The organism is Variovorax sp. P4_B11, from assembly GCF_056402355.1.
In genome coordinates this window covers 1-13001 of record NZ_JBFUHO010000108.1, presented here as the reverse complement: position 1 = coordinate 13001, position 13001 = coordinate 1, and the positions used below count along the sequence as shown (strand labels likewise).

Sequence of the window (13001 nt, the reverse complement as noted above, 5' to 3'; positions counted from 1 at the left end):
ACCCGCCACCGTCGGACCCGCCGCGGATCGACCCGGGCGCGCCGCCGCYGGTCGCCGATCCGCCGCCGGGCGCATTGGCGCTCGGCCGCCTGCATGCGCGGCGGCTGCGCGAGATCCATCGATCGGCCGGCTGGCCCTGCGGCGACGCCATCGAGGTCGACCTGCTGGCCGCGGGACTGCTGGCGCGCGTGCGTTCGGCGCAGGGCCATGAGACCCTGCGCCTGACCGATGCGGGCATCGCGCAGCTGGCGCGCACGCTGGTGGTGAACCGGGCCGCGCTGTCGCGCCACGAGGCGCTGGTCGAGCAGGTCGCGCGCGAGATGACGCGCGCCGGCCGCGTGGCCTGGCGCGGCCTGAGCCTGCGGGCCCGGCTGGCCGGCGCGGCCGAGGGCGACAAGCCGCGCTGGTGCATCGCGCGGCCGGATGTCTTCTCGATCCGCAACACCAGCGTCGAGGCCTATGCGCAGCCGGTCGTGCACGAGGTCAAGGTCAACCGGGCCGACCTGCTGAGCGACCTGCGCAAGCCCGACAAGCGCGCCGCCTACCTGGACCTGGGCGGCGAGTGCTGGTACGTGCTGGGCTGCGACGCCAAGGGCCGCCCGGTCGGCGAGCCGGACGAAATCCCGTCGGAGTGCGGCGTGCTGATCGCCCAGCACGGGCGGCTGGTGGTCGCGCGCTCGGCGGTGCACCGTGCCTTGCCGCGAATGCCCTTTGCCGTCTGGATGGCGTTGGCCAAGGCGCAGCCCGTGGCGGGTTTCGACGACGACCTGCAGGGCCTGTTGACCGGCGTGGACGACTGAGGCCATGCATCCACTGGCGAAGGTCGGCCGGGCCTGCAGCAGGCGACAGATGCCGCATTGCAGTCGTGCGGCGGCCTCCGGCTACTGCGCCGGCGCGCCGCGCGCGACCGCGTCGCGGCGGATGATCTCCGCCACCAGCGCCCGGAACTGCTTCGCGAGGACCAGCCGCACGACCACGGTGCCGACCACCGGCGGCAGCGGGAACGCCGGCGCCACGCCACCCGAATAGGACAGCCGCACCAGGCCCGACGGCAGCGACTCGACCGCATAGCGGCCCTCCATGGCCCGGAGATTGCCGCTCACGGCATGCGCGACGATCCGCCGCGGCGGCGTCTCGACCACCTCCAGCCGCACCTCGATCGGCTGCCTGAAGAACAGGAAGGCCAACTCCCCGACCAGGTCGACCAGCAGCTTGTCGCCATCGCGCTGCACCACCTTCGAACTGCGCATGAACGGGATGAACTCGGCGAGATGGTCGTAGTCGGAAATCACCGCCCACACCGTGCGCGGATCGGCCTGCAATTCGGCCGAAGCCGTCACCGTGATGAAGCCGCCCTGGTTCGCGGCAGCGATATCGAGCTGCTGCGCCATCGCTCCGCCGACCGGGCCTGCCGCCGCGAGCAGGAGCAGCGCCGAGGCCAGGAGGGTGGCGATGAGCCGGCCGCGCATCGCCCTCAATCCGCAAGTTCGCCCGGTCGCGCGGTGCGATGCGACCGAATCCGGAAGCGCAGGCTCAAGCGGTCCTGCACCTGCACCGCGCCGCCGAGGATGGAAAACGGCACGATGCCGAAGTCCGACTGGTTGAACTCGAACGCGCCGGCGATCTCCAGGGTGTCGTGGCCGGTCTCGACCCGCGCCGGGACCGCGAAGGTCCGCGTCACGCCGCGCAGCGTGATCGCGACATCCAGGCGCACGCCGGTCGCCGTGCGGCCGACGCCGGCGACGCGAATCAGGGCGTAGGGAAAGGTCTGCGTCTCGAGCACCTTGTCGAGCATGTTGGCGCGCGTGCCGGCGATGTCCGACGCGCTCGGCTGGGTGTCCAGCCCGGCCTCGGCGCGGAGCGCCGGCTCGTCGACCACGAGTTCCGCCAGCGGGACGAAAAGGTCGGCCCGGCCGGCATCCGGCGCGACCCAGCCCTGAATCGCGCGGCTGGCCACCACGTGATCGTGGCCGAGGTGCCCGAGCGTTCCACCGCGGCGCACCGTGACCACGACCAGCGATTGCTCGGCATCCACCCAATGGACGGGACGACCCTGCGCCGCGGCCTCCTCGTAGGCCTTGCGAAGAGACATTTCGGGCGCCAGGGCGGTCGCGGCATTCGGCTCCCGCACCGCCTCGCGGCCCGGCTGCGCGCACCCGGCCGCCAGCAGCGCGAGCAGAACGGCGGACCGCATCGGGCGCAGCCCAGCCATCTCAGTGGCTCCACCGCGCCTGGCGCGACCCACGACGCATGAAACCGGCGCAGCCAAATGCCAGGGATACCGCGGAACCGGCTTTGCCGGGCCGCTGGTATCGCCCCCTCGAGGGGGAGGCGCCGCAGGCGCTTCGGGGGTGTTTCATCCTAGCCGGCCTTGCGCAGCCGCACGTGGAACTTGATGGTCACATCGGGGCCGACCACGTCGGTCGCGGCCCATTCGCCGGTGCCGATGCCGAACGGCGCCCGCTTGACCACGAACTCGCCGTCCATCGTCGCGCCTTCGCCGGCGGGGGTCCAGCTGAACGGCACCTCGACCGGCTGCTGCACGCCCTTGAGCGTGAGCGTGCCATGCGCCACGTAGCGATTCGCGGCACGGGCGATGTCGGTGGCGTGGAACACCGCCTGCGGGTGCCTGGCGAAATCGAACCATTCGACGCCGGCAATCGCCTTGTTGATGTCGGCGCTGGCCATGTCCGCACTGGCCACCTGGATGGTGACATCGAGCCGACCGCCGGCCGGAGCCTGCGGATCGAAACGGGTGCGGACGTCGAAGTCCTTGAACACGCCGGGCGCCGGCACGGTCTCGAACGAGGTGATGAACTCCAGGCGGCTGCCCGACGGGTCCATCTTCCAGTCGGCCGCGTGCGCGACCTGGAAAGCCGTACAGGCGAGCAGCGAGACCAGACAGCCCAGTGTTTTCATTTCGGAAGGCTCCTTGCAGGCAGCATGCGGATCAGCACATTGTCCCGCTGGATGAAGTGATGACGCAGCGCCGCGCCGATATGCAGCAGCAGGATCGAGGCCAGCAGCACGCCAAGCGAGAAATGCACGAGCGACGCGACATCCGCGGCGTGCTTGTCGGCTGCGGTGATCGACGGCAGCGGAATGCGCCGGAAGATCTTGAAGGGCACGCCCGAGGCGGACTGGATGACCCAGCCGCTGAGCGGCATGGCGAGCGTCACGATGTAGAGCAGCACGTGGCTCGTGTGTGCCGCTGCCCGCTCCCAGGCCGGCATGCCGGCCGGAAGCGGCGGCGCGGGAGTTGCCAGCCGCCACGCGAGGCGCAGAACCACGAGGATCAGGATCAGCATGCCGATGGACTTGTGCCAGACGAAGAGATCGAGCTTGGTCGGCGACAACCGCCAGGTCGCGGCCAGCCAGCCGAGCGCGAACTGGGTGAAGATCAGCAGCGCGACCAGCCAGTGCAGGAATTTCGCGACCCCGTTCCATGCGGGTTCGATGTTCGATGCCTTCATCCGCATCCCGCAGTGCGCGCGAACGCCCGTTCTTGCATGGTTTCCTTCGCAGACAGCCCGGCGCGGCCGGGCCGCGAACAGGCCGGTGTGTCTGCCGCCACGCCCATGGCGGCTGCCGCCGGCCGAATTCGCCCACTGTAACTCCGCTGCGGCAAGCGATCTGCGCCTCTTCGCCGCCTGGCGAAGGCCCGGATGCCGGCGATGCCGGCGAATGCTCAGGTCGCGCGGCCGTTCCGGGCCGGCGCCGTCGGGGCGAGATCCGGAGCCACGGTAGAATCCGCGCCAGCCGCGGGTGTAGTTCAATGGCAGAACGGCAGCTTCCCAAGCTTCATACGAGGGTTCGATTCCCTTCACCCGCTCCAGATCGCACATCGGCGCCTGCGCGCCTGCTGAGCGCCGAAGTCGATTGACCTTCGGCGGCCCCAAGATCCTCGAGGGCGGCAACGGGGCCGGACAGCCCCCAAACCTATAATCGCAGGCTCCAGCAGATCAAGCAGTCAGGTGGGTTCGATGCAGGGGCTGCCCCCAACCGGCCGCCCATTTGCACCTGCACAAGCCAAGAACCCAAGATGAGCCAGCCCACCTTCAGCGTCGCCGACATCCGCAAGTCGTTCCTCGATTTCTTCGCGACCAAGGGCCACACTGTCGTGCCCTCCAGCTCTCTGGTGCCGGCCAACGATCCGACCCTGATGTTCACCAACTCCGGGATGGTGCAGTTCAAGGACGTGTTCCTCGGTACCGACAAGCGCCCCTACGTGCGCGCCGCCTCGGTCCAGGCCTGCCTGCGGGCCGGCGGCAAGCACAACGACCTTGAGAACGTCGGCTACACCGCGCGCCACCACACCTTCTTCGAGATGCTGGGCAACTGGAGCTTCGGCGACTACTTCAAGCGCGAGTCGCTCAAGTGGGCTTTCGAGCTGCTGACCGAGGTCTACAAGCTGCCGGCCGAGAAGCTCTGGGCCACGGTCTACATCGAGGACGACGAGGCCTACGACATCTGGACGAAGGACATCGGCCTGCCGCCCGAGCGCGTCGTGCGCATCGGCGACAACAAGGGCGGCCGCTACATGTCCGACAACTTCTGGATGATGGCCGACACCGGCCCCTGCGGCCCGTGCAGCGAGATCTTCTACGACCACGGCCCGGGGATCGCCGGCGGCCCGCCCGGTTCCCCCGATGAAGACGGCGACCGCTACATCGAGATCTGGAACAACGTGTTCATGCAGTTCGACATGCAGCCCGACGGCAGCGTCAAGCCGCTGCCCGCGCCCTGCGTCGACACCGGCATGGGACTGGAGCGGCTGGCCGCGATCCTGCAGCACGTGCACAGCAACTACGAGATCGACCTGTTCGACGCACTCGTCAAGGCCGCCTCGCGCGAGACCGGCGAGAAGGACGTGGCGAACAAGAGCCTGCGCGTGATCGCCGACCACATCCGCGCCACCGCCTTCCTGGTGGCCGACGGCGTGATTCCGTCGAACGAAGGCCGCGGCTACGTGCAGCGCCGCATCGTGCGCCGCGCCATCCGCCACGGCTACAAGCTGGGCCAGAAGAAGCCCTTCTTCCACAAGCTGGTGCCCGACCTGGTGGCACTGATGGGCGATGCCTATCCCAAGCTGCGCGCCGACGAGAAGCGCATCACCGAGACGCTGAAGGCCGAGGAAGAGCGCTTCTTCGAAACCCTGGCCAATGGCATGGAGATCCTCGATGCGGCGCTGGCCGGCGGCGCCAAGGTGCTGCCGGGCGACGTCGCCTTCAAGTTGCACGACACCTACGGCTTTCCGCTCGACCTCTCGGCCGACGTCTGCCGCGAGCGCAGCGTGGCGGTCGACGAGGCGGGCTTCCATGCCGCGATGGAAAAACAAAAGGCCGCGGGTCGCGCCGCGGGCAAGTTCAAGATGGAACGCGCCGTCGAGTACACGGGCGCGGGCAACGTGTTCACGGGCTACGAGCTGCTCGAAGAAAAGGCCACGGTCGTCGCGCTCTACTTCGAAGGCGCGTCGGTCCAGCAGCTGGCCGAGGGCCAGCCCGGCATCGTGGTGCTCGACACCACGCCCTTCTACGCCGAGAGCGGCGGCCAGGTCGGCGACCAGGGCGTGCTCGCCGCCGAAGGCGTGCAGTTCGGCGTCGAGGACACGCAGAAGATCAAGGCCGACGTGTTCGGCCACCACGGTACCCAGACGCAAGGCACGCTGAAGGTCGGCGACACCGTCACGGCCCGCGTCGACACCGCGCGCCGCGCCGCCACCATGCGCAACCACAGCGTCACCCACCTGATGCACAAGGCCCTGCGCGAAGTGCTCGGCGAGCACGTGCAGCAGAAGGGCTCGCTGGTCGACGCCGACAAGACGCGCTTCGACTTCGCGCACAACGCGGCCGTCACGCCCGAGCAGATCCTCGAGATCGAGCGCCGCGTGAACGCCGAGATCCTGGCCAACCAGGCGACCCAGGCGCGGTTGATGGACATGGAGTCGGCGCAGAAGACCGGCGCCGTGATGCTGTTCGGCGAGAAGTACGGCGAGACCGTGCGGGTGCTCGACATCGGCAGCAGCCGCGAGCTTTGCGGCGGCACGCACGTGGCGCGAACCGGCGACATCGGCCTCTTCAAGATCACCAGCGAAGGCGGCGTGGCCGCGGGGGTGCGCCGCATCGAGGCCGTGACCGGCGCCAACGCGCTGGCCTATCTGCAGCAGCTCGAGGCCACCGTGTTCAGCGCGGCCGCGACGCTCAAGACGCCGGCCTCCGAACTGCAGGGCCGGCTCACCCAGGTGCTGGAGCAGGTGAGGGCGCTGGAGCGCGAAGTCGGCTCGCTCAAGGGCAAGCTGGCATCGTCCAAGGGCGACGAGTTGCTGGCGCAGGCGGTCGATGTCAAGGGGGTCAAGGTGCTGGCGGCCAAGCTCGACGGCGCCGACGCCAAGACGCTGCGCGACACCATGGACAAGCTCAAGGACAAGCTCAAGACCGCGGCCATCGTGCTGGCCGCCGTCGATGGCGGCAAGGTGCAGATCGCGGCCGGCGTCACGGCCGACACCCTGGGCCGCGTCAAGGCCGGCGAACTGGTCAACTTCGTGGCCCAGCAGGTCGGCGGCAAGGGCGGCGGCAAGGCCGACATGGCGATGGCCGGCGGCACCGATGCGGCCGCTGTTGCGGCGGCGCTGAATTCAGTTCGGGGCTGGGTCGCGGAACGCCTGTAGGGCGGCTCCGCGTGGTGGACGACGTGGCGGTCGACATCCTTGTGATGGGGGCCGGCACCATCGGCTCGTTCGTCGGCGGCCGGCTGGCGGCGGCGGGGGTCCGGGTGACCTTCGTGGGCCGGCCGCGCGTGCTGGGCGAACTGGCGCAGCACGGCCTCACGCTCACCGATCTCGACGGGCTGCAGGGCCGCGTGTCAGCCGCCGAGTTGCAACTGTCCGAAGTCGTGCCTGCGGGCATCCGGCCCGCACTGGTGCTGCTGACCGTCAAGAGCGGCGCGACCGCCGAAGCCGCGGCAGAGCTCGCCGCAGCCCTGCCGGCCGGCACGACCGTACTGTCGCTGCAGAACGGCATCTCGAATGCGCGGGTCGCCGCCGAGGCCGGGCCGGGCTTGCATGTGCTGCCGGCCATGGTGCCCTACAACGTCGCCGAGATCGGCCCTGGCGCCTTCCATCGGGGCACGGAGGGCCGGTTGGCGGCCCAGGACGACCCGGCGCTGCGGCCCTGGGTGGCGGTGTTCGAGCGCGCCGGGATCCCGATCGATCTCCTGCCCGACATGCTGCCGGTGCAATGGGGCAAGCTGCTGTTCAATCTCAACAATCCGGTCAATGCGCTGTCGGGGCTGCCCTTGCGCGAAGAACTGCTGGAGCGCGACTATCGGCGCTGCTTCGCGGCCTTGATCGACGAGGCGCTGGCCGTGCTGTCGCGGGCCGGCATCGCGCCGGCCCAGCTCGGTGCGGTACCGCCGGCCCGGATCCCGCCGATCCTGGGGCTGCCGACGCCATTGTTCCGGCTGGTGGCGGCGCGCATGCTGCGCATCGATGCCAAGGCGCGATCGAGCATGGCCGACGACCTGGCGCTCGGGCGCAAGACCGAGATCGACGTGCTCAGTGGCGAGGTGGTGCGGCTGGCGCAGAGCCACGGCATGCAGGCGCCGCTCAACGCACGGATGGTCGAACTGGTGGAGGCCTGGCCGGCCCGCCGGGAGCGCTGGCCGGCGCGGCAACTGCTGACTCAGCTGGGGATCTAGGCCGGCGCCACGCTGGCGCCCTGGATCCGATGTCGGGCCAGCGCATCGGCCACGAAGCCGCTGGCCTTCATCTCCTCGACGAAGGCGGCCAGGGCGGCGGCGGCTTCGGGACCTCGCGAGGCGGGTGTGCCCATGGCCTGCTGAATCACCATGAAGCGGCCCGGCAGCAGGCGCAGGGCCGGGTCGCCTGCGGCCTCGGCTTCGAGCACCTGGCGGATGCCCGCGGCCACCTCGACCTGGCCGGCACGCAGGCTCTCCATGACGCCCTGGGCGCCTTGCACGCGCACGATCTGCGCCTGCCGGACCTCGCGCGTGAGGAACAGGTCGTAGGCGCTGCCGCTGCCGACGGCGATGCGCAGCCCGTTGCGGTCCACCTCGTCGTTGCCCCGGATCGCAGAGCCCGTCGGCACCAAGTAGCTGCCCTCGATCAGCACGTAGGGCGCGGTGAAGCGCAGTCCTTCGCCGCGTGCCGGGTCGATGGCGAAGAAGCCGATGTCGGCCTGCTCGCCGCGGACCGCGTCGACCGAGGCGGCGGCCTTCTCGAACACCACCAGCTCGAGCCCGACGCCGAGCCGTTCGGCGAAGGCGCGCGCCAGGTCGACCGAGACGCCGACCGGCTCGCCGCTGGCGGGATCCTTGTTCGCGAGGATCGGGTTGCCGAGGTTGATGGAGGCGCGCAGGGCGCCCGAGGGCGTGAAGGCCGAAACCACGGCCGGGGAGAGGAGGGTGCTCATCGCCCCGGATTCTGCCGCAGCCCAGGTGGGCGCGGTGTCAGGCGACCGATGGCCGGCGGCCCTTGCGATAGAGGATCAAGGTGGCCGTCAAGCCGCAGACCGCCGCCACGCTGAGCCACCAGGCCGGTGCCGCCTTGTCGCCGGTCGCCTCGATCAGCCAGGTCGAGATGGCCGGCGTGAAGCCGCCGAACACGGCGGTCGCCAGGCTGTAGGCGAGCGAGAAGCCGACCACCCGGACTTCCACCGGCATCACCTCGGTCAGGGCCACCACCATCGCGCCGTTGTACATGCCGAACAGGAACGAGAACCACAGCAGCACGTCGAGCATGCGGCCGAAGCTGGGCGCCGCCGCCAGCCAGTGCATGGCCGGATAGGCCGTGAAGATCGCCAGCAGCGTGACCGCCAGCAGCAGCGGCTTGCGCCCGATGCGGTCCGACAGCGCGCCGCCGATCGGCAGCCAGATGAAATTGGTGAGCGCCACCAGCAGGGTCACGATCAGGCTGTCGCGCGCGCTCAGGTGCAGCACGGTGCGCCCGAAGGTCGGCGTGTAGACCGTGATCAGGTAGAAGGTGGTGGTGGTCATGGCGACCAGCAGCATCCCGCACAGCACCACGCGCCAGTTGCGCGCCATCGACTGGAACACCTCGCGCGTCGTCGGATGGTGCTTGCGGGCCTGGAAGGCCTCGGTCTCCTGCAGCGAGCGGCGCAGCACGAAGATGCACGGGATGATCATGCAGCCGACGAAGAACGGGATCCGCCAGCCCCAGTCGGCCAGCGCCGACGGCGACAGCGTCTCGTTGAGCGCGAAGCCGAGCGCCGCGGCCAGCACGATCGCGACCTGCTGGCTGGCCGATTGCCAGGCGGTGTAGAAGCCCTTGTGTCCCGGCGTCGCCATCTCCGAGAGATAGACCGAGACGCCGCCCAGCTCGGCGCCAGCCGAGAAGCCCTGCAGCAACCGGCCCAGCAGGACCAGCACCGGCGCCACGATGCCGATCGTCGCGTACCCGGGAACGAAGGCGATCAGCACCGTGCCGCTGGCCATGATGGCCAGCGTGACGATCAGCCCCTTGCGGCGGCCCGCCTCGTCGATGTACGCGCCCAGCACGATGGCGCCCAGAGGCCGCATCAGGAAGCCGGCGCCGAACACCGCGAAGGTCAGCATCAGCGAGGCGAAGTCGCTGCTGGCGGGAAAGAAGGCCTTCGAGATGGAGGTGGCGTAGAAGCCGAACAGGAAGAAGTCGAACTGCTCGAGGAAGTTGCCGCTCGTGACGCGCAGCACTGCGCCGAGTTTGGAAGTGCTGGCCGGGGCCGCGGGATGGCCTTGCGCCAGGATGGCTGTGCTCATGGATGTCTCCGGAGGGTGTGCGGCCTGCGGCTGCACGGTCCCTTCATCGTAGGAAGCGAAGCTGTCGATCCGCCGTCGGCGCACTCGGGGTATGTCCCGCCCCGCGAAGTCAGGCCTGGCTCAGCCGCCGAGATGTAGGCGTCGCTGTCGCGCCTTGGGGGCTAGGGTTTTTACCTATATTTGAGCGGCCCTCCACCTACTATCCTTCGTCCATCGTTTCATTAATAAATCAGCGTTTTATTAGTGAAACACAAGCGAATTCTCCCCAACGCCAAGGAATCGCCTCCCATGATGATGAAGAACACACGCCGCCAAGCGCTGGCCCTCGCGCTCTGCACCGCAGCCGCCGTCGCCGCCGGCCCGAGCTGGGCCCAGGCCTGGCCCAGCAAGCCGGTCACGTTCGTGGTGGCCTATCCGGCCGGCGGCGACACCGATGCGCTGGCGCGGCTGTTCGCGGAGAAGCTCTCGACCCGCATCGGCCAGCCGGTGGTGGTCGACAACCGTCCGGGCGCCAGCGGCGTGATCGGCAGCAGCTTTGTCGCCAAGGCCCCGGCCGACGGCTACACGCTGCTGGTGGCGCCGAGCACCTTCTCGATCGCCCAGATCGTGCTGAAGACCGGCGCCGGCGCCGGCTACGACGTGGTGAACGGCTTCACGCCCATCATCCAGACGGCGCTGATGCCGCTGTTCCTGGTCTCGGGGCCGGCCAGCGGCGCCAAGAGCCTCAAGGAGATGGTGGCCACCGCGAAGAGCGGCCAGGCGCTCTCCTATGCCAGCCCGGGCAGCGGTTCGCCGATGCACATCCTCGGCGAGATGTTCAACAAGACCGCCGGCCTCGACATCAAGCACGTGCCCTACAAGGGCGTGGCGCCGGCGATCAACGACGTGCTCGGCGGCCACGTGCCGTTGACCATGGTCACCTACGGCCCGATCGCGCCTTACCTGCAAGGCGGCAAGCTGGTCCCGCTGGCGGTCGCCGACCGCGTGCGTTCGCCGCTCGCGCCCAACGTGCCGACGCTCGCGGAGCTCGGCTACAAGGATGTCGAGGTGATGGCCTGGAACGGGATTTTCGCGCCCAAGGGCCTGTCGCCCGAACTCGTGAAGACGCTCAACGCCCACTTCAACGAGATCCTCAAGATGCCCGATGTCGCTTCCAAGATGGCGGTGCTCGGTGCATTGCCGCTGGGCGGCACGCCCGAGACCCTGGCCAAGACCAATGCCGCCGATTTCGAACGCTTCGGCCGCGTCATCAAGGAACTCGGCATCCAGGCCGACTAGATATGAAACACCCCCGAAGCGCCTGCGGCGCCTCCCCCTCAAGGGGGCGATACCTGCGGCCCGGCGAAGCCGGTTCCGCGGTATCCCTGGCCCTTGGCCGCGCCGGTTTCAGGCAGATCCATACGGAAGAGACCAACCCATGAGCGAACCCAGCGTCACGCCCGACCACCAGAGCCTGCAGGCCCTGCTTGCGGAACTTCCCACCAACCTGCTCGCCGGCCGCAAGGTGCTGGTGACCGGCGCCGCGCGCGGCCTGGGGCTGGCCTTCGCCAAGTGCATCGCCGCCGCCGGTGCCGGCGTGGTGATGGCCGACATCCTCTCGGACCTGGCGCAGGCCGAGGCCGCGGCGCTGCGCGAGGCCGGCTTCACCGCCCACGCRCTGGCGGTCGACCTGTCGGACCCGGCTTCGATCGAAGCCTGCGCCGCAGCGGCGACCGCAGCCCTCGGCGGCCTCGACGGCCTGGTCAACAACGCCGCCATCACCAACTCGGGCGGCCGCGACGCGCAGGCGCTCGACATCGGCACCTGGAACCGCGTCATGGACGTCAACGTGCGCGGCACCTGGCTCATGAGCCGCGCCTGCCGCGGCGCGCTGGCCGCCAGCGGCCGCGGCGCCATCGTCAACCTGGCGTCCGACACCGCGCTGTGGGGCGCCCCGAACCTGCTGGCCTATGCCTCGAGCAAGGGCGCCGTGATCTCCATGACGCGCTCGCTGGCGCGCGAGTGGGGCGGCGAGGGCATCACGGTCAATGCCGTGGCGCCCGGCCTGACGCTGGTCGAGGCGACCGAATACGTGCCGCTGGCCCGGCACCAGAAATACCTCGAAGGCCGCGCCATCCCGCGCGAGCAGCAGGCCGCCGACGTCTGCGGCGCGATGCTTTTTTCCCTCTCGGGCCTGTCGCGCTTCGTGACCGGCCAGTTGCTCGCCGTCAACGGCGGCTTCGTGATGCATTGATTATTTCGACCAAGGAGATTCCCGATGAGCGATTTGTCCGAACAGCAGAAGATCGACGGCGCCGCCGATACCCTGGCGCAGCCCGAGGGCAGCAGCCTCCAGCAATGGATGGAGACGCGCATCGCGCGCTACGCGACCCGCAAGTACGACTGGGATGCACTCAAGTTCCAGGCGGACCTCGACCCCAAGTTCCGCCGTGCGCAGATGCGCTACGTGGGCACCGGCGGCACCGGCGTCGCCAAGGACGTGAACACCGTGCCGGCCGAGAACTTCACCTTCTCGACCATGGTGATCCCGGCCGGCCACGAAGGCCCGCCGCACCTGCACACCGACGTGGAAGAAGTGTTCTTCCTGATCCGCGGCAAGCTCAAGGTCGTCATCGAGAAGGACGGCGAGCGCTTCGAGACCCTCATGACCGACCGCGATCTGATCTCGGTGCCCCCAGGTGTTTACCGCGAAGAGATCAACATCGGCGACGAAGACGCGCTGATGTGCGTGATGCTGGGCGCCAAGAAGCCGGTGACGCCGACCTATCCGGCCGACCATCCGCTGGCGAACATCAAGCGCTGAACCCCGGCATCGAGCACGATCCGATGAGCGCCGCCGCCATGAACCCCGCCGCAACCCTGCCGCCCTCCGAAGTGGCGCGCCTCGACGCGAGCTTCCCCGCGCGCGCCGTGGCGCTGCGCGGCGGCGGCGTGATGTCGGTGCGCGAATGCGGCAGCGGGCCGGCGCTGGTCTGCCTGCATGGCATCGGGTCGGGCGCCGCGTCCTGGCTCGACACGGCCCTGCGGCTGGCGCCGCAGGCGCGCGTGCTGGCCTGGGACGCGCCCGGCTACGGCGCCTCGACGCCGCTCGCGCCCGCGCTGCCCAGGGCCGCCGACTATGCCGAGCGGCTGGGCGCGATGCTCGACGCGCTCGACATCGACCGCTGCACGCTGGTCGGCCATTCGCTCGGCGCTCTGACGGCGGCAGCCGCGGCGCGGCCGGGCTC

Annotated in this window: 13 protein-coding genes and 1 tRNA gene; 8 read left to right on the top strand and 6 right to left on the bottom strand. The window is 69.6% G+C overall.

The features are described from left to right. Positions 1-800 (top strand): hypothetical protein (locus tag AC1DYD_RS40010; protein WP_478178263.1); only part of this gene is annotated, 800 nt, incomplete at its 5' end. Positions 801-881: 81 nt separating this feature from the next. Here the strand turns inward: AC1DYD_RS40010 and AC1DYD_RS40005 are convergent. The 4 genes from AC1DYD_RS40005 to AC1DYD_RS39990 form a co-directional block, all read right to left on the bottom strand. Beyond that, positions 882-1469 (bottom strand): SRPBCC family protein, encoded by a 588-nt coding sequence (locus AC1DYD_RS40005; protein WP_478178262.1) that lies wholly within the window; start codon positions 1467-1469, stop codon positions 882-884. A 5-nt stretch (positions 1470-1474) separates the two neighbouring features. Continuing rightward, the gene (locus tag AC1DYD_RS40000; protein WP_478178261.1) at positions 1475-2212 is read right to left on the bottom strand and encodes a YceI family protein; all 738 of its coding nucleotides are present in this window, start codon (positions 2210-2212) and stop codon (positions 1475-1477) included. 149 nt (positions 2213-2361) lie between these two features. After that, positions 2362-2919, bottom strand: coding sequence for a YceI family protein (locus AC1DYD_RS39995; protein ID WP_478178260.1), 558 nt, complete (start codon positions 2917-2919; stop codon positions 2362-2364). Continuing rightward, positions 2916-3776, bottom strand: coding sequence for a cytochrome b (locus AC1DYD_RS39990; RefSeq protein ID WP_478178259.1), 861 nt, complete (start codon positions 3774-3776; stop codon positions 2916-2918). Before AC1DYD_RS39990 ends, AC1DYD_RS39995 begins: the two co-directional genes overlap by 4 nt. Here AC1DYD_RS39990 and AC1DYD_RS39985 point away from each other — a divergent pair. From AC1DYD_RS39985 to AC1DYD_RS39975, 3 genes are all read left to right on the top strand, one after another. Further along, positions 3762-3835, top strand: a tRNA-Gly gene (locus tag AC1DYD_RS39985). The genes AC1DYD_RS39990 and AC1DYD_RS39985 overlap by 15 nt on opposite strands. 207 nt (positions 3836-4042) lie before the next feature. Continuing rightward, the gene (alaS, locus tag AC1DYD_RS39980; RefSeq protein WP_478178258.1) at positions 4043-6667 is read left to right on the top strand and encodes an alanine--tRNA ligase; all 2625 of its coding nucleotides are present in this window, start codon (positions 4043-4045) and stop codon (positions 6665-6667) included. Positions 6668-6711: 44 nt separating this feature from the next. Beyond that, positions 6712-7695, top strand: coding sequence for a 2-dehydropantoate 2-reductase (locus tag AC1DYD_RS39975; protein WP_478178265.1), 984 nt, complete (start codon positions 6712-6714; stop codon positions 7693-7695). On the opposite strand, the gene AC1DYD_RS39970 is transcribed toward AC1DYD_RS39975, so the two are convergent. Both AC1DYD_RS39970 and tcuC read right to left on the bottom strand, forming a co-directional pair. Next, on the bottom strand, positions 7692-8429 hold the full coding sequence (locus AC1DYD_RS39970; protein WP_478178257.1) for a transporter substrate-binding domain-containing protein: 738 nt from the start codon (positions 8427-8429) through the stop codon (positions 7692-7694). The genes AC1DYD_RS39975 and AC1DYD_RS39970 overlap by 4 nt on opposite strands. A gap of 37 nt (positions 8430-8466) precedes the next feature. Further along, positions 8467-9774, bottom strand: coding sequence for a tricarballylate/proton symporter TcuC (gene tcuC / locus AC1DYD_RS39965; RefSeq protein WP_478178256.1), 1308 nt, complete (start codon positions 9772-9774; stop codon positions 8467-8469). Between the two features lie 294 nt (positions 9775-10068). On the opposite strand from tcuC, the gene AC1DYD_RS39960 reads away from it, so the two are divergent. From AC1DYD_RS39960 to AC1DYD_RS39945, 4 genes are all read left to right on the top strand, one after another. Then, a complete protein-coding gene (locus AC1DYD_RS39960) occupies positions 10069-11052 on the top strand; it encodes a Bug family tripartite tricarboxylate transporter substrate binding protein (protein WP_478178264.1) in 984 nt (327 codons plus the stop codon). Between the two features lie 139 nt (positions 11053-11191). Beyond that, positions 11192-12007: an SDR family oxidoreductase gene (locus AC1DYD_RS39955; RefSeq protein WP_478178255.1), complete on the top strand. Its 816-nt coding sequence runs from the start codon at positions 11192-11194 to the stop codon at positions 12005-12007. Positions 12008-12031: 24 nt separating this feature from the next. Further along, the gene (locus AC1DYD_RS39950) at positions 12032-12577 is read left to right on the top strand and encodes a cupin domain-containing protein (RefSeq protein ID WP_478178254.1); all 546 of its coding nucleotides are present in this window, start codon (positions 12032-12034) and stop codon (positions 12575-12577) included. A 23-nt stretch (positions 12578-12600) separates the two neighbouring features. After that, positions 12601-13001 (top strand): alpha/beta fold hydrolase (locus tag AC1DYD_RS39945; RefSeq protein ID WP_478178253.1); only part of this gene is annotated, 401 nt, incomplete at its 3' end.